Below are 15399 nucleotides of genomic sequence, written 5' to 3'. Positions count from 1 at the left end.
GCGACCGCTCCGCCATATTTCTTCTGCGCGACCCGCGGCCTGGGCTATTTGATGGTTTCGGCCGCCTTGGTGACGAAACGCCCGTCGAATGTCTTCGGCAGATCGATCTTCGCCGCCTTCAGCTCCGGGTCGAACTCCACCAGCATGTTCAGCGCGTTCTTCATCCCGCTCTCGGGGATGATTCCGGTTTGCGAATAGATGGGCTTGGATGCCTTCACCGCCGCGATATAGAGAGCCGGATCGCCGAGTAGATATTCTTCCGGCACCACCTTCGCCACATCTTCGGGCGTGGCGGTCTTCAGCCACATCAAGGCTTTGTAGAAGGCGTTAACCAGCTTCTGGGTGGTGACGGGATTTTCCGCGATGAAATCCGTCTTCATATAGAGCACCGCCGCCGGATTGGTGCCGCCGAAGATCTTCTGGTTTCCCTCCTCGGTGCGGCTATCCGCCAGCACCACCACGTCGCCGTCGCTCTCGAGCTTCGTGATGACGGGATCGAGGTTCGACATGGCGTCGATCTCGCCCCGCTTCATCTGCGCAACCGCGGACGCCCCACCGCCGACGCCGACGAAGGCCACGTCTTCCGGCTTCAAGCCTTCCTTGGCGAGCAGGAAATTAACGAAGAAATTGGTCGAGGATCCGGGCGCCGTCACGCCGATCTTCGCGCCCTTGAGATCCTTGATGCTCTTATAGGTATCGGCCTTGTCCTTGCGCACCACCAGGACGATGCCGGGATAGCGGCCGAGCTCGATCACAGACGTGATGTCCTGCCCCTTGGCCTGCATACGAATCGTATGCTCATAGGCGCCGGTCACCACGTCGATGGAGCCGCCGATCAACGCCTGGAGGGATTTCGCGCCGCCGCCGAAATCGTTGATGGTGACGTCGAGCCCCTCCTCCTTGAAGAAGCCCTTCCGCTCGGCGATCGTCAACGGGAGATAATAAAGCAGCGGCTTGCCGCCGACGCCGAGGGTCAGGCTCGGCTTCTCCGCCTTTTGAGCCATGGCAGGAACGGCCGCGCTAAGCGCCAGAAGACCGCCGAGCGCCAGCCGGGCCAGCTGAAATGCACGTCTCATGGGATTTCCTCCGTCCTATTATCTTTGGTTCGACGCGGCGGTGGGGCGCCACACCATCAGGCGATTCTCGATCGCGCTGACGAACGTGTCGATGATGATGACGAAGATCGCCAACACCAGCATGCCAGAAAATACGCCGGTGACGTCGAACACCCCTTCGGCCTGATGAATGCGATAGCCGAGCCCCGCCGCCGACCCCAGATATTCGCCCACCACCGCTCCCACCAGCGCGAACCCAACCGCGGTGTGAAGGGAGGAGAACATCCAGGAGAGCGCCGAAGGCCAATAGACATGGCGCAGAAGCTGGCGCTCGCTCATGCCGAGCATGCGGGCGTTGGCCAGCACGGTCGGGCTCACCTCCTTCACGCCCTGGTAGACGTTGAAGAACACGATGAAGAACACGAGCGTGACGCCGAGCGCCACCTTCGACCAGATGCCAAGCCCGAGCCATAGGGCGAAAATCGGCGCCAGCACCACGCGCGGCAAGGCATTGGCCATTTTCACATAAGGGTCGAACACGGCGGCCACCATCTGCTGGCGGGCGAACCAGAAGCCCACCAGCACGCCGCCGATGGCGCCGATGAGGAAGGCCAGCACCGTTTCCAGCAGGGTGACGCCGAGGTGATACCAGATCACGCCAGTCGCAAAATCGCGCCACGTGCGCTCGAAAACGGCGAGCGGTGTCGAGAAAAAGAAGGGGTCCAGAAGATAGAAGGCCTTGGCGGAAACCAGCCCGGCCGGAATTTTGATGGTGGACGCAAAGTGCCAAATGGCGATGAGGACTACCGCGACCAGCAATTGCAGCAGGTGAAGCACGAGGCGGTTCATGCCGGAACACCCTCGGCCTGACGATAACCCTTCACCACTTCCTCTTTCAGCGCCGACCAGATCTCGCGATGCAAGGCGTGGAAGATCGGGTCGAGGCGCACCTCGGCGATATCGCGCGGGCGCGGAAGGTCCACCTTCCATTGGCCGATGATGCGCGAGGCGGGGCCCGCGCCCATGATCACCACCCGGTCGGCGAGTGCGATCGCCTCTTCCAAGTCATGGGTGACGAACAGCACCGCCTTGCGGTCAGCGCTCCACAGGTCCAGCAGCAGATTGCCCATGATCTGGCGTGTCTGTGCATCCAGCGGACCGAAGGGCTCGTCCATCAACAGGATCTTGGGATCACGGATCAGCACCTGGGCTAGCCCCACGCGCTTGCGCTGTCCGCCCGAGAGCATGTGGGGATAGCGGTCGGCAAAGGCAGCCAGCCCCACCCGCTTGAGCCAAGCCATGGCCCGCTCGCGCGCTTCGGCGGCCGGCACGCCCACCACATTGAGCCCGATGGCGACGTTCTGGACCGCCGTTTTCCAAGGAAACAGCGCTTCGGCCTGAAACAGATATCCCGCCTGCCGGTTCAGGCCGGCGAGCGGCGCGCCGAAGATGGAGACCTTTCCGGCGCCCGGAATGAGAAGCCCCGCCGTGGCGTTGAGCAAAGTGGATTTTCCACAGCCGGTGGGCCCGACAATGGCCACGAACTCACCGTCGGCGGCCTGTAGATCGGCACCCTCGACGGCGATGAAGGCAGCTTCACCCTTGGCCCGGGCGGGAAAGACGATCTGGACGCCCGCGAGTTCCACGGCGCAAGGAGACGCTTGACCAGCGGAAACGGCCGTCTCCGGAATCGACCCTGCCATTCATCCTCCCGCGCTCCGGTGAGCCGGTTATTGCTTAGGCCGGGAGGGTAAGGGGATTTTTTCCCGATGGGGAGGGCGTACCCCAACGAAAACGCCGCCATCCCTGGGGATGGCGGCGCATATCACACGGATCTGAGGGGCGCCCGGGCGCGCCAAAAGTCCACCTGATGATGAAAGCACCAAGTGTCGCGGCGGCACGATCGGCGAAACGAAGCGGGTAGACCCCGCAAACGCATCAGCGACGGCGGAAATTTTGCTGGCGGCGAGCGCCGGGAGGGGGAGCATTGCCTTCCGCCTTGTGGCGGAAATTGATGCGACCGCGATCGAGGTCGTACGGCGACATCTCGACCACCACCCGGTCCCCTTCAATGGTGCGGATGCGGTTCTTCTTCATCTTGCCGGCCGCATAGGCCAGGATCTGATGATCGTTATCGAGCCGCACACGGAAGTTGCCGTCCGGCAGAACCTCCGTGACCGTTCCTTCGAATTCCAGCAATTCTTCCTTCGCCATATAGTCTTCTCCAGCTACCCCAGATTTCAACGCGGGCGCTTGAACGCCGTGCCCGGCTTGCCGCCGCTGGCAGGCCCGGAACCGGCGCGCATGAAGCCGACAGCACCGATTTCCGATGCGCCGCGTTGGCCGCCCGGGGCGCGAACCGCCCGTTGATCTTGCCGCGCGCCCGTGCGCGGCGATTCAGCAGGGCGGCCCGAGGGCACGCCCGCATTGCGAGATTCATTCGAGCGCCCCTCATGGGAACGCCCATCCTGGCCGCCACGGCCTTCGTGACCGCGATGGTCGCCGCGGTGGTCGTGTCCACGACCTTCAGGACGGGGACCGCGACCCTGGCTCGGCGCGCCGCTGCGGCCACCGGCCGGCTTGTTGCGTGCCGGGGCTCCGGCCGAGGGGTCGACAATCGGCGCTGTGCCGGGCGTCGAACGCCGATCGGTGAGCGGCAATTGCATGCGGATCAGCTTTTCGATGGAACGCAGGTACGCGCGCTCCTCGCCGTCGCAGAACGAAATCGCGATGCCCTCGCGCCCTGCGCGCGCGGTGCGGCCGATGCGGTGAACATAGGATTCCGGCACGTTCGGCAGATCGAAATTGAACACGTGGCTGACGCCAGTGACATCAATGCCGCGCGCGGCGATATCGGTGGCCACCAGGGTGCGCACGGTGCCTTCGCGGAACGCTGCAAGCACGCGATCACGCTGGTTCTGCGACTTGTTGCCGTGGATCGCCTCGGCGGCGCGGCCGTATTTGGCGAGCGCGCTCACCACCTTGTCCGCGCCATGCTTGGTGCGGGTGAAGACGAGCGAGCGCTCGACCCCCTCGCCGCCCAGCAATTCGGCCAGCAGGGCCGGCTTGCCCTGCTTTTCCACCAGCATCACGTGCTGCTCGACACGATCGGCCGTCTTGGCTGCCGGGGTGACGGAGACCGTTACGGGATTGCGCAGCATGGAGCCGGCAAGGTCCGCGATGGCGGACGGCATGGTCGCCGAGAAGAACAGATTGTGCCGCTTGGCCGGGAGGCGGCGAATGATGGCGCGAATGGCGTGGACGAAGCCCATGTCCAGCATCTGGTCGGCTTCATCGAGGACGAAGACTTCCACCGCGTCGAGCTTCACGGCGTGGTTTTCGGCAAGATCCAGCAAACGGCCGGGGGTCGCCACCAGCACGTCCACGCCGCGATGCAGGGCGCGGATCTGCCGGCCCATGGGCACGCCGCCAATGGCGAGTTCCACGGTGCGGCCGGTGTGACGGCCGAACTTCTCGAAATTCTCCACAATCTGGCCCGACAGCTCGCGGGTCGGCGAAAGCACGAGCACGCGGACGTGCTTGGGCTCGGGCCGGCGCGGATGGCGCACCATATGGTCGAGGATCGGGAGCGCGAACGCGGCGGTCTTGCCGGTGCCGGTCTGGGCGATGCCGATCAGATCATGACCGGCGAGGATTTGGGGGATGGCCTGCGCCTGGATCGGCGTCGGGGTAACATGGCGCTCTTCGGTGAGGGCCTGGACGATAGGTTCGGCAAGGCCGAGTTCGGAAAAAGAGGTCAAGCTCTGTCTTTCATGCGGCGAACGCCGCAGGAGCGCAGGACCAGGTCCGCGCGCCACGCGCATTCGCGAGGTGTGTGACACCCCGCGTGGCCTGGGCTGTCGAATTCTGCAAAATGATTATCGGGCTTAAGCCGACGAGAATGGAGCATTCCCGGAGCGTTCCGCTACGCGGCCCGAGAGCGACCTGACCGACATCATTCATGCCGCCGACCGCTACAGCCCGCCATATGGCCCAGATCCATGATGATTTCAAGGCAAAGCCCGTTCGCAGCCGCATTTTGTGCCCTGCCCCCCCTTGCGAGGGCTGCGGGCATGACCGAAATAGCCCGACGGAGGCCTTATGATCGATTTCGACGCCTATGCTGCGCCGGTGCTGGATTTCATTCGCGCGCGCCAATCCCTCGCTCCGGCAATCGTGTTTGCGCTGGCCTTTGGCGAATCCATCGCCTTCCTGTCCCTGCTGATCCCGGCGACCGTTCTGTTGTTGGGCATAGGGGCGCTGATCCAGGCTGGCGGGCTGGATTTTTGGTCCATCTGGTTCGCCGCTGCCTGCGGTGCCGTGCTGGGAGATGCGTTGTCCTATTGGTTCGGTCTCCATTTCAAACAACGGGCCAAGGCTTTCTGGCCGCTCTCCCGGCGACCGGACCTGGTACAACAGGGGGAAGGCTTTTTCGCCCGGTTCGGCATCTGGGGCGTGGCTTTGGGGCGCTTCTTCGGCCCCGCCCGCGCGGTGGTCCCTTTGATTGCGGGCATCCTGGCGATGCCGCAGATTCCGTTTCAAGTGGCAAACGTGCTGAGCGCGCTGGTCTGGGCCTTCGTGATGCTCGCGCCAGGCGCCGCCGTGCTTAAAGCCTTTGGCTGGTGAGGCCGGAATTCGGAACAGGTCTGGAGGGTGCGGGGTTGGCTTTAACGAAATCGGTTGAGCGAAAGCCCTACCAGGAGTCTCCATGCCCCATCGCCCGGATATCCGCGTTCCTAAGAACCGCTCCGGCGCACATGCGCGCCGCATCGTGGTGTTGACCACACTTGTCTATTCCTTTCTCGGTTTGGCCACGGGCGCGTTCGCGCAGGTTGGCAGTGATCCGCGTCCGCCGGATGCGCCCGGTCCGACGCTGCCCGCACCGCGCAGCGACGAAAATCTCAGCAAACGGCTGGACCGCACCGAAGGGGTCATTCCCCCGCCCCGCAATGTCGACCCGGAGTTGACCCACCCGGCACCGGATGTCGGAACCACTCCGATCATCCCTCCGCCCGGCAGCCCCGGGGGAAATCCGCAAGTACAACCTAAATAGTCGGCCTCGAGCCTTCTGCCTTCGCCAGAACCTCGATCGCCAGCACGATATGATAAAGGCTGCTGGCCCGCGTGGGCTCGACAATCGGCTTACCTTGGCGATCCATATGCTCCCACCAAGCGCCTGTTACCGGATGGTCGAAATACTTCATAATCCCGCGCGCCACCTCGGCAATCTTGCGCGTAACGCGTATGTGCTCGTCAGGGTCTTCCGTGATCCCTTGGAGGGCGACATAAGCCTTGAGCCGTTCCGTTTGCGGCCATAAGCGGGCACGGTCGTCACGCACGGTCAGATCGGCGCTGAGTTCGTTTATGGCGAGGCCAGTGGACGGATCTACGCCAAACCGGTCAGCAACGGTGATCAATCTCCGTCCGACAGCGACCGCATCAGGCCTCTGCCGAAGGAGGCCCCATTGGATAAGAAGCCACGCCCATTCGTACTGGTGCCCCGGCTCCACCACCTGCATAGCACCGGAAATCGGGCGCCAATCGTGATCGAAATGCTCGTAAAGGGCACCCGTATCTGGATCGATGAAGGCAGAAAGACAGAGCTCCGCGATCTCATCCGCAAGATCAGCCCAGGCCTTGTCTGGTGCCGTCCGCAACCAGGCCAGACACGCTTCCAACAAATGCATATGCGGATTGGCCTTCAGCGGAACGCTGGGCGGGCTCGATTCCTCGAATCCGGCACGCGGATGAGCGTAATCGCGTCGCATGTTTTCAAGCAAGCCACGGGCGCGCTGGAGCGCGGTCTCCTTCTGCTCCCCCACGGCGTGGCAGGTCGCCAATGCGAAGAGGACAAAAGCGTGGTCGTATGAGTCGAAGCCGCTGTTGAGGGTTTCGCCCAGCGACGTGCGCGTCGCGAGCAGCGCCCCGTCCGCAGTAAAAAATCTGTCTAGCGCCGACATTCCGTGGCGCAGGATCGGCCGGCCCGGCCCCTCCCAGCCAAGACGCTCCGTCGCTGCAAAGGCATAGATCTGACGGGCAACCAAGCGTGCGCGTCGCGGTTCGGAAATCACGATGCCTGATGGGTCAAACCGTTCGTAAAACCCACCGTGCTCTCGATCAACGCCGGACGTAGACCAGAACGGCATGGCCTGATGGAAGAGCCAATGAAGCAGTTTTGAAAGCTCACTCACTCAAACACCCTCACTTGGCGCCGCCCTTTTGAAATATCTTGCGGAGTAAATATTACTCTCCGTCGGAGAACTACGCTCTTAAGCAAAGCCACAGACAATCCTGTGCCGCCGCAGAGAATGAAATGCTGTCTGCTGGGGCGCTCAACAATGAAGCCACCGTCAGAGCAGGCTGGGGTTCAAAAGGCTGAAGACTGGGGAGGCGTTCCAGCCTCAGTCCTTCTTGAACAATGCCGTCGACAGCCGATCTCCCGGAGCGATACCAAGCCGTTTTGCCGCGCCACCGGAAATCTCCACCACCACCTTCACGGGCTCGCCCGAGGAGATGGTCCGGGTGGAGAAGGGGGTGGTCATCTCCTCGATGCGCGCAATGGTGCCGTCCTCCCGCACGAAAAGCATGTCGAGCGGAATAAAAGTATTCTTCATCCACATGTAGACGGGTTCGCTCTTGCCGAAATCGAACAGCATTCCCTGCCGTTCGGGCAATTCCTTGCGATACATGAGGCCGGTCTCTCGTTGTTGCTCTGTGCGCGCAACTTCGACCTCCAGGACGACTACGCCCTTGCGGGTTGCGATCTCCAATGCTTCGAGCGGCGCATCGGCCGCCCATACCGACGCAACATTTGCCGTCAGGGTCAAAAGCAGGGCGACGCAGAGAGACAGGACGCGAGCCGGCACCAGCGGACCCGCCCAAACCAAACGCAGCATGAAAGATCCTCAGTGCTTTTCCGGCAGGCCGTCTTCGACCTTCACGTCGGTGGCCATAAGGCCCTTCGGGCCGTCACCATACCGAACCTGCACGTCTTGCCCCGGTCGCAATTCCGTGAGGCCTCGGCGACGCAAGGTCTCCATATGGACGAAGATGTCGGGGCTGTCTTCGCCTTGCGTAAGAAAGCCAAAACCGCGCAAGCGGTTGAACCATTTCACCGTAGCCTTCTCGAAACCGCCGCTGGGCTCGATGGTGGCGCGGGCACGCGTTGCCGGCATGGACGGGGGAATGGCCGTGGACAGATCAAGCGATACGATGCGAAAGGCCTGCAGACCCTTGCTGCGCTCGATCGCCTCACAGACGATGCGGGCCCCTTCCATCGCCGTCTGGAAGCCGCCGCGCCGCAGGCAGGTGACGTGAATGAGAATGTCCGGTCCGCCGCTATCGGGAACGATGAAGCCGTATCCCTTGGTCACGTCGAACCATTTGATTGCACCGGCGACCTCGACGAGGCGCACCGGGGTTTCCGCCAGATCCTCTGACGGGGCGATGGGATGTGGCCCAAGCCCTTGTCCGTAGGAGCCCATGTCTACCCCGACCGTTACGCATACGGGTCATCGATTCAAGAGACGACAGGATAGCAAGACATCTATGGCTCGGACACCCTTTCCCGAGCCTGCTCGTACAGAATTCGAGCCGCAAAAATAGGCACAGGGAGAATTAGGCAAACGGCGCTAGCACATCGCCGATCTCTCCGCGCACCACCAGGTCGGCGATATCGTCGAGTTCCGTCGGCTCCCGGTTCAGGATCACCAGGCGCGCACCGTTCTGTTTTGCCCGAATCGGAAATGATGCCGCCGGATACACCACCAGGGATGAGCCGATCACGATGAAAAGGTCGCTGGCGCGCGTCATGGCTCCGGCGCGCAGCATTTCTCCCTGCGGCATGGATTGGCCAAAGGAGATTGTGGCGCTCTTCACCGGTCCTCCGCATGCGGGGCAATCGGGCGCAAGCTCGCCGTGGGCGTGGAATTGGGTGCGGACCCAATCCAGCTCGTAGCGTTCGGTGCATTCAAGGCACGTGGCATAGGTGCCATTGCCGTGCAGCTCCACAAGAGCATCATCCGGCACGCCGGAGGCTTGGTGGAGCCCGTCGATGTTCTGCGTGATGATGCCTGCGAGTCGCCCCTCCTGCAGCAGGCGAGACAAGGCGCGGTGGCCACGGCCGGGCTTTGCATCGGAGAAGGCCACATCCATCGCAAACTTACGCCGCCACGCTTCGGTACGCGCAGCCCGATGCGCGAGGAACACCTCCAAAGGAATCGGCTTGTTCTGCGACCACAGGCCGCCAGGCGAGCGGAAATCGGGAATGCCGCATTCGGTGGAGAGGCCGGCGCCGGTGAAAGCGACCGCATGGCGTGCGCTTGCAAGATATTCCGCCAGGCGGGCCTGGGCGCTCTTGAGATCGGCTTCCAAAGTCATACGTTGCGCGTGCCGCTCGCCGGCACTCCTATGTTCAGCCAAGGACCAGCCATGCGCTTCCTCCACACGATGGTCCGCGTGACCGACATCGACGAGTCTCTGGACTTTTATTGCAATAAGCTGGGTCTGCATGAGGTGCGCCGCAAGGAGGTGCCGCAAGGCCGCTACACGCTGGTCTTCCTTGCGCCTCCGAGGCAGGAGAATATTGCCGAGATTGAACTGACCTACAATTGGGACAAGGAGCCTTACGGCGAAGGTCGCAATTTCGGCCATCTGGCGTTCGAAGTGGACGACATCTATGGCCTGTGCGAACGCCTCCAGGCCGGCGGCGTCACCATCAACCGGCCGCCCCGTGACGGGTATATGGCGTTCGTTCGTTCACCCGACAACGTCTCGGTCGAACTGTTGCAGAAGGGCGGACCCAAGCCCCCGCAGGAGCCCTGGGCCTCCATGCCCAACACCGGGAAATGGTGAGCCCGACCGCGCGACGGCTGGATCGGATCTAACCTATTCGAATTGAGCAAGTCGCTATTTTTATTGGGCTTTTTAAGAATGACCGCGGTTCATAGCGACGTTCATCCACAGGCCGAGGTGTTTCGGCGGGTAAGGTCTTGCCCGCCGCAACGCCTGCCCCTATAAGGGCCACGCGCTTTGCGCCCTTCGTCTATCGGTTAGGACGCCACCCTTTCACGGTGGAGAGAGGGGTTCGACTCCCCTAGGGCGCGCCATCTCATTTATCCTCATCTTTCGGCGCGAGGAGCGAGATCGCTTCTTAAATTATGACGCTTCGCCTGGATACTTCCGGTGCGGCGGCACCCTAAACGCGGCGTGACGTCCCTTATTTCTTCCCAGGGCTTGCCCTGCCTCTCCGGAAAAACTAAGGAAGGCGAAGGCGCTTCGCCCGTCGGAGCATAGCGCAGCCCGGTAGCGCATCTGCTTTGGGAGCAGAGGGTCGCAGGTTCGAATCCTGCTGCTCCGACCATTTTCTTTCTCACCGCGAAAATTGCTGCGGCTGTGCATCATCAGCGCCCGCGCGCGGATTTGGCTCGGCCCCGGCACCCACGCGTACCTAAGAACGCTCACGCGTCGTCGGTCGACGGATTGGATGGTGTTCGTGCGCGCGCCTGTCCGATCCAGTCCTCGCGTTCGACTCGGCCGCGAAATCCAAGAGAGGCGCCGATCCATCGGGCCTCGTCCTGTGTCCAGTCGGCGATCTGCCGGAAGTGGTAGATGCCCAGCGCGTTCAATTTCCTTTCGTTCAAGGGACCTATTCCCTTGAGTTGCTTGAGGTCATCCGCGCCTGGGGAGTCAGGTTGCGCCAGCGCAGGCGGGCGCCTTCCCGGCAGAGCCGGGTCTCCCCCGACGGGTGCGGGTGTGAGTGCGAACAAAGTGGGTTGATCTACCTCTGCACCCTCCCCCAGCGTGCCAGCCTGCGGATCGCCGGGCGCGGATACTGACGCCGCCGCGGTGCGCCGTTTGGCATTGCTTGGCGGCGGGCGATCTGCTCCAGGCGCATCAATGCTGGGAGACGAAGAGGGAGGCTCATCCATCGATTTGCCCGGCGATATGGGCCTATCGCTCGGAGAAGCGGGGCCGTCCTGGGTGTCCATTCTCCCCGTTTCGGCATCCGTCTCTTGCCCCATGTCATCCAGCGGCAAGAAGGTTGTCTGGGCGAAGAGAGAGATCCGCCGACGATGTTCGGCGCGCCGCCGCAAAAGCAGGCCAAAAGCGACGCCGACCGCACATGCGAGCGTTAGGAGCAGCGCGGTTTCGATCTCGAAAGACATCATGGCTGCGGCCCTCGCGTCGCCGGCGGCAGGGCATATCCGACGGCAAGACCAAGGATGAATGCGCCAAGCACATACGGCCAGAGGGTGAATGCGAGATAGGCCATTTTCTCTGTCCTCGAGAGGCTGCCGTGTCCGCCGGTGTCTGAAATGTTATCGCAACACCGGTTCCGGTGCGGCTTCGCCGCTGGACCTGATATCCACCTGCACGCTCCCCCGCACGTGGCCGGAGACCGGATCGAAACCGGGTGCCGGCCCTCCGGTCCCGGTGCTCACGAACAATCTGCCCGGCGCAACGCCGGCCTGTTGCAGATAGGTGGAAATGGTGTCCGCACGGGCACGTGACAAGGCAAAATCGCCCCCGCCGCTGCCTTCCGGCACGCCAAGGACATCAACCTGCGTGGCGGGACAGCGTTGGACGGCATAGACAATGCGATCAAGGGCCGGGCCGCTCTGCCCGGCGAGACGAACGCTGTGCCCGTCAAACAACAACGGTCTGCGAGCGAGAATCTGCTCCACCTCACGGGCACATTCCTGATCGGATTCCGGCGTTCCCGGCGGCGCCCGGTCCAGGGAGATTTCGCTAACGAAGCCCCGCGGCAAAGCCTTGCGGACACTGGCGACAATCTCGCCGACCGCGGCCGGGTGCAACGCGGCGCCGGACAATTGCACCTGCCCATCGACGATCCTCAGTTCCGCCGTTTCGAGCCGCGCCATCTGGGATATGATTTTTGGAAGCACCTCGGAAAGCCCAGCGGGCGCACCGGCACCGACCCCGCTGACATCATTGATCCGCGCATCGGGATACAGATTCAGCAGAAGTGTGTGGATTGCCGCCTGGGTCGCCAGATCTGGGAAAAAGCCAGACACCGTGACGCCTTCGCCATCCCGACGCACGGCAAAAACATAAGGGGAAATGAGGGGCGGACGCAGCGCAGAAACATCCACCTGAATGCCCGGTGGAGGTGCCTGGGCCGCAGTGCGGATCGTCACATATGCGCTGGAATCGGCCGCCTCGCCCGATAATGTGATGCTCGTTCCGGAAAGCTCCACGCGCCCTTCGTGAAGTTTTGCCAGTTGCCCCAGGGCAAAGTTCGCGGCATTGACCCAGGCATCGGCAGACGGACCGCCCGAAGCGAGCTTTGTTTCATCAGAAACCGTGACGCTCGGCAATGCGCTGCGTGCCGCCTCCACGATGCCGCGGCTGGCCTCCTCACTTGGTGCCACGCCAGTAAGTTTGAGCGTGTCGCCATTCAGACTAGCGGCCCATAGGAAGGGCGAAACGCGCGGGGGCTCCACAAGGAAACGAGCGAACGTAAAGCCCTCCGGGGGTGTTCGGCGCGCCGCCATCAGCGCGTCGAACGAACCATAATCCGGACTGGCACCCTCCAAGGTGATCGAGGTATCGGCGATAAGGACCCGCCCCTTCGGCAGTTGCGCCAATTGCTGTAGGGCATAGCTGATAGCTTTTACCCAGCGCTCGGTGCTCGGTGCACCATCAGCGAGATGCATGTCGTCGGTGACGCGCGCATCATCAAGGGCGCCGCGGACCGCTGCGAGAACCTGCTGCCGTGCCTCTTCGGAGGGCACATATCCAAGCAAGCGGATCTGATCACCCTCACGGACAGCCGACCACATATACGGAGCGGCGACCGGCGGACGCACCGCGAATGTTCCGACGCGGAAGCCCTGAGGCAGCGGATCCCGGAAAGTCGCAGCGAGGGCATCATAGGTCGCGAGATCCGGGCTGCGGCCCTCGATGGTCATGACATCATCGGAGAGGGTCACGCGGCCGGCAGGCAGGCGAACCAATTGCTGAAGCGCGAAAGCAACCACCGATGAAAAATCGCCGGCCGGGGCGCCGCGGGCGCGAACCAGTCGGTCAATCCCTTGAACCGACAGACCACCGGGGAGCGCACGTGCGGCTTCAGTTATCCGCGCCAGAGCATATGCGGACGGCACATAGCCGGAAACCAGCAAAGTACGGCCGTCGCGCACAGCGGTGAAGGTGAAGGGGCGGCGTTCGGGGAGCATGACGATGGAGTCGCTCACCTGCCGGACGCCGAATAAATTCTCTAGCGCCGTCCGCACCTTAACTCGCGGCTGCTCCGCCAGAGCCTCGCCGGTGATCACCGCATCACGGCCATTAAACCGCACTTGAACCCACGATTCGCCGGTATTCCGCAAAGCTTCAATGGCACGTTCTTCGAGATCCGCCTCGATCGCCGGGCGTTGCAGCAAGGCGAGCCACCAGAGCAGAACCAAGCCCGCCAGCGCGAGTGCGAGGAGCCCAAAGGCAGGCCACCCGAGCCAGTTCCCGGAGCGCTGGCGTGGCAGATTTTCACCCGCTCCAGCTTGCATGCTGCGTCTCATTCCTCCTGGGATCCGGCACGGGAGGCCGATGATGTGTGATCCCATGGATCGGCGGATGGGTAAAGCCAATCCGAAAAGTGCGGGCCGTGCCTCGGCCGGCTTCGGCCCACCGGCCACATCACGCGGGTGCGGCCCTAACCTATCGGCGAAGTGGCAACTCATGGGCAGGAATCAAAAAGGCCCCGGTGGAAACCACCGGGGCCAATCTCAAACCGACTGTTGAGTCGATCAGAAGTTGCGCTGGGCGCGGAGACCACCCGACCACACGTCGGTGGAGCCACCAACGCCGGAGGTGACCGAAGACAGCGTGCCAACGGCAGTCGGGAAGTAGGAAACGTTGTTGGCGAGCGTGTTGTTGCCGCCTTCAACCTTCGAGTACAGGACTTCCACACCGAGGTCGAGGTTCTTGACCGGCGACCAGATGGTGTTGAGGCCGACCTGCCACATCTTCACGTCGGCAGCGCCAACGGTGTTCTGCGGCACGGAGACGTCCACGTAACCGGCATACACGGCCGAACGCAGGTTCGGCATCCAGTAGTGGCGATACTGACCCTGGAGGGCCCAGCCGGACTCGGTGTCGTAGCTGAGGTTGGAGCCGTTCCACACGGCATCAGCCAGCGGGTAGAACGCGCCACCGTAGGACACGTACGAACCGAAGGTGTTGATGTCGGTGGAGCCGAGGCTGGTGGCGCGGCCCTGGGTGGTGCCCGAGAGGCCGAGGTAGCTCAGAGCGCCGTCAGCATAGTTGGCCTGGATGTACAGGCTGTCGCCGGGGGAGATGACGGGGAGCTTGATCTCCACCGAACCACCGAGCGCCCAACCCCAGGTCGTGTCGGTGCTCTGGCCGAGGTAAGCAACGCCAGTCGGGTAAGCGCCCGAGGTGACGGGGGTGAGCGCAACGATCTGGTGCAGGGCACCGGACAGCTGAGCCGAACCCCAAGCCTGGTCGACGCGCAGGTTGGCGACGATGTCAGGAGCCTGCGTGCCGCCCTGGTAGTTGGTGTAGGAGCCGAGAGCGCCAATCGTGCCCGGCGTCACGGCCAGGAGGCCAGCGGCGGAGCCCTGCACACCGGTCACGCGGTTGGCCGCATCTTCCAACGCCAAGCTGGCGGAGAAGCCGTTGCCGAACTGCGCCGTGTAGGCGATCACGGTGTTCCACTGGTTCGAACCCGCATACGGGGTCGTCAGCATGTAGTCGATACCCGTGTCGAAGAACGACTGGGTGTAACCGAACGTGAAGCCAGCGAACTGGATGAACACGCGCTCGACGTAGAGGTTGCCGCCGCCGTTGGACGGGGTGGCCGAGGAGCCCGAAGCGCCCCAGGAGTTCCACTCGATGCCGCCGCGGACGTACGAACGCAGAACGCCGTAGTCGGTCGCGGTGCGGGCGTCGAAGTCGAACACGCCGCGAACGCGGGTCGTGTAGTCCGAGCTACGATCGGTCTTGAAGGGGTAAGCAGCAGCGCCGGTGCCGGGGTTGCTGAAGGCAGCGCCGGAGACGGAGGAGATCGCCGGGTTGAACGTGCCAACGCCGTTCACATAGTAGTCGGCGCGAGCATAGCCGCCGATCTTCAGGCAGGTGTCGGTGCCCGGAACATAATAGTAGCCGGCGCCGTAAGCGGAGCAGACCTTCACATACTCAACGGCCTTCGCCTTAACAGGCAGATCGGCGGCGTTCGCTCCAGCGACCGCGACGAGACCCGCCGCGCTGCCGAGGAGAAGGCTCTTCACCATCTTCATCGTGTGACCTCCAAGTTTCGTTCCGAGGGAGCTAGCGCCGCTTCGTCGGTGCCACTGCACCCCGA

Annotated in this window: 15 protein-coding genes and 2 tRNA genes; 5 read left to right on the top strand and 12 right to left on the bottom strand. The window is 63.0% G+C overall.

All coding sequences use genetic code 11. The features are described from left to right. Positions 1 to 44: 44 nt before the first annotated feature. From V5F68_RS08585 to V5F68_RS08565, 5 genes are all read right to left on the bottom strand, one after another. Complete coding sequence (locus V5F68_RS08585) at positions 45 to 1076, bottom strand: ABC transporter substrate-binding protein (RefSeq protein WP_394012041.1); 1032 nt, start codon at positions 1074 to 1076, stop codon at positions 45 to 47. An 18-nt stretch (positions 1077 to 1094) separates the two neighbouring features. After that, entirely contained in the window at positions 1095 to 1904 is an 810-nt protein-coding gene (locus V5F68_RS08580; RefSeq protein ID WP_394012039.1) for an ABC transporter permease, read from the bottom strand. Continuing rightward, positions 1901 to 2758 (bottom strand): ABC transporter ATP-binding protein, encoded by an 858-nt coding sequence (locus tag V5F68_RS08575; RefSeq protein WP_394012037.1) that lies wholly within the window; start codon positions 2756 to 2758, stop codon positions 1901 to 1903. Before V5F68_RS08575 ends, V5F68_RS08580 begins: the two co-directional genes overlap by 4 nt. Before the next feature lie 235 nt (positions 2759 to 2993). Beyond that, entirely contained in the window at positions 2994 to 3269 is a 276-nt protein-coding gene (gene infA, locus V5F68_RS08570) for a translation initiation factor IF-1 (RefSeq protein WP_012115181.1), read from the bottom strand. A 26-nt stretch (positions 3270 to 3295) separates the two neighbouring features. Next, a complete protein-coding gene (locus V5F68_RS08565) occupies positions 3296 to 4816 on the bottom strand; it encodes a DEAD/DEAH box helicase (protein ID WP_394012035.1) in 1521 nt (506 codons plus the stop codon). 340 nt (positions 4817 to 5156) lie between these two features. Here V5F68_RS08565 and V5F68_RS08560 point away from each other — a divergent pair, with 340 nt between their 5' ends. Both V5F68_RS08560 and V5F68_RS08555 read left to right on the top strand, forming a co-directional pair. Further along, positions 5157 to 5681 carry a DedA family protein gene (locus tag V5F68_RS08560; protein ID WP_394012033.1) on the top strand — a complete coding sequence of 175 codons (525 nt, stop codon included), beginning with the start codon at positions 5157 to 5159 and terminating at the stop codon, positions 5679 to 5681. Positions 5682 to 5763: 82 nt separating this feature from the next. After that, the gene (locus tag V5F68_RS08555) at positions 5764 to 6108 is read left to right on the top strand and encodes a hypothetical protein (protein ID WP_394012031.1); all 345 of its coding nucleotides are present in this window, start codon (positions 5764 to 5766) and stop codon (positions 6106 to 6108) included. Here the strand turns inward: V5F68_RS08555 and V5F68_RS08550 are convergent. The 4 genes from V5F68_RS08550 to V5F68_RS08535 all read right to left on the bottom strand — a co-directional run bounded on the left by V5F68_RS08550 (position 6101) and on the right by V5F68_RS08535 (position 9434). Beyond that, positions 6101 to 7246, bottom strand: a complete 1146-nt coding sequence (locus tag V5F68_RS08550; protein ID WP_394012030.1) for an AGE family epimerase/isomerase — start codon at positions 7244 to 7246, stop codon at positions 6101 to 6103. The genes V5F68_RS08555 and V5F68_RS08550 overlap by 8 nt on opposite strands. A gap of 210 nt (positions 7247 to 7456) precedes the next feature. After that, a complete protein-coding gene (locus V5F68_RS08545) occupies positions 7457 to 7951 on the bottom strand; it encodes a DUF192 domain-containing protein (RefSeq protein ID WP_394012028.1) in 495 nt (164 codons plus the stop codon). 9 nt (positions 7952 to 7960) lie between these two features. Then, the gene (locus tag V5F68_RS08540) at positions 7961 to 8539 is read right to left on the bottom strand and encodes a cold-shock protein (RefSeq protein WP_394012026.1); all 579 of its coding nucleotides are present in this window, start codon (positions 8537 to 8539) and stop codon (positions 7961 to 7963) included. 133 nt (positions 8540 to 8672) lie between these two features. Further along, positions 8673 to 9434, bottom strand: a complete 762-nt coding sequence (locus V5F68_RS08535; RefSeq protein ID WP_394012024.1) for an SIR2 family NAD-dependent protein deacylase — start codon at positions 9432 to 9434, stop codon at positions 8673 to 8675. A gap of 51 nt (positions 9435 to 9485) precedes the next feature. On the opposite strand from V5F68_RS08535, the gene V5F68_RS08530 reads away from it, so the two are divergent. The 3 genes from V5F68_RS08530 to V5F68_RS08520 all read left to right on the top strand — a co-directional run bounded on the left by V5F68_RS08530 (position 9486) and on the right by V5F68_RS08520 (position 10416). Beyond that, positions 9486 to 9908 carry a VOC family protein gene (locus tag V5F68_RS08530; RefSeq protein WP_394012022.1) on the top strand — a complete coding sequence of 141 codons (423 nt, stop codon included), beginning with the start codon at positions 9486 to 9488 and terminating at the stop codon, positions 9906 to 9908. A 179-nt stretch (positions 9909 to 10087) separates the two neighbouring features. Continuing rightward, positions 10088 to 10162 (top strand) — tRNA-Glu (locus tag V5F68_RS08525). 177 nt (positions 10163 to 10339) lie between these two features. Further along, a tRNA-Pro gene (locus V5F68_RS08520) sits at positions 10340 to 10416 on the top strand. A 97-nt stretch (positions 10417 to 10513) separates the two neighbouring features. On the opposite strand, the gene V5F68_RS08515 is transcribed toward V5F68_RS08520, so the two are convergent. The 3 genes from V5F68_RS08515 to V5F68_RS08505 all read right to left on the bottom strand — a co-directional run bounded on the left by V5F68_RS08515 (position 10514) and on the right by V5F68_RS08505 (position 15334). Continuing rightward, positions 10514 to 11224, bottom strand: coding sequence for a helix-hairpin-helix domain-containing protein (locus tag V5F68_RS08515; protein ID WP_394012020.1), 711 nt, complete (start codon positions 11222 to 11224; stop codon positions 10514 to 10516). A 150-nt stretch (positions 11225 to 11374) separates the two neighbouring features. Continuing rightward, positions 11375 to 13582: a flagellar motor protein MotB gene (locus V5F68_RS08510; RefSeq protein ID WP_394012018.1), complete on the bottom strand. Its 2208-nt coding sequence runs from the start codon at positions 13580 to 13582 to the stop codon at positions 11375 to 11377. 240 nt (positions 13583 to 13822) lie between these two features. Continuing rightward, positions 13823 to 15334, bottom strand: a complete 1512-nt coding sequence (locus V5F68_RS08505; RefSeq protein ID WP_394012016.1) for a porin — start codon at positions 15332 to 15334, stop codon at positions 13823 to 13825. Between the last annotated feature and the right edge of the window lie 65 nt (positions 15335 to 15399).

The organism is Roseixanthobacter pseudopolyaromaticivorans, from assembly GCF_043195145.2.
In the GTDB taxonomy this organism is placed as follows: Bacteria; Pseudomonadota; Alphaproteobacteria; order Rhizobiales; family Xanthobacteraceae; genus NCEH01.
The sequence above is the reverse complement of the archived record's forward strand: the minus strand, read 5'-3'. Positions and strand labels throughout refer to the sequence as shown.

Bases quoted from the DNA above. Each gene is read 5' to 3' on its own strand.
- V5F68_RS08585 (WP_394012041.1), bottom strand. From the start codon at position 1,076: ATGAGACGTGCATTTCAGCTGGCCCGGCTGGCGCTCGGCGGTCTTCTG.
- V5F68_RS08580 (WP_394012039.1), bottom strand. From the start codon at position 1,904: ATGAACCGCCTCGTGCTTCACCTGCTGCAATTGCTGGTCGCGGTAGTC.
- V5F68_RS08575 (WP_394012037.1), bottom strand. From the start codon at position 2,758: ATGGCAGGGTCGATTCCGGAGACGGCCGTTTCCGCTGGTCAAGCGTCT.
- infA (WP_012115181.1), bottom strand. From the start codon at position 3,269: ATGGCGAAGGAAGAATTGCTGGAATTCGAAGGAACGGTCACGGAGGTT.
- V5F68_RS08560 (WP_394012033.1), top strand. From the start codon at position 5,157: ATGATCGATTTCGACGCCTATGCTGCGCCGGTGCTGGATTTCATTCGC.
- V5F68_RS08555 (WP_394012031.1), top strand. From the start codon at position 5,764: ATGCCCCATCGCCCGGATATCCGCGTTCCTAAGAACCGCTCCGGCGCA.
- V5F68_RS08545 (WP_394012028.1), bottom strand. From the start codon at position 7,951: ATGCTGCGTTTGGTTTGGGCGGGTCCGCTGGTGCCGGCTCGCGTCCTG.
- V5F68_RS08540 (WP_394012026.1), bottom strand. From the start codon at position 8,539: ATGGGCTCCTACGGACAAGGGCTTGGGCCACATCCCATCGCCCCGTCA.
- V5F68_RS08535 (WP_394012024.1), bottom strand. From the start codon at position 9,434: ATGACTTTGGAAGCCGATCTCAAGAGCGCCCAGGCCCGCCTGGCGGAA.
- V5F68_RS08530 (WP_394012022.1), top strand. From the start codon at position 9,486: ATGCGCTTCCTCCACACGATGGTCCGCGTGACCGACATCGACGAGTCT.
- V5F68_RS08515 (WP_394012020.1), bottom strand. From the start codon at position 11,224: ATGATGTCTTTCGAGATCGAAACCGCGCTGCTCCTAACGCTCGCATGT.
- V5F68_RS08510 (WP_394012018.1), bottom strand. From the start codon at position 13,582: ATGCAAGCTGGAGCGGGTGAAAATCTGCCACGCCAGCGCTCCGGGAAC.
- V5F68_RS08505 (WP_394012016.1), bottom strand. From the start codon at position 15,334: ATGAAGATGGTGAAGAGCCTTCTCCTCGGCAGCGCGGCGGGTCTCGTC.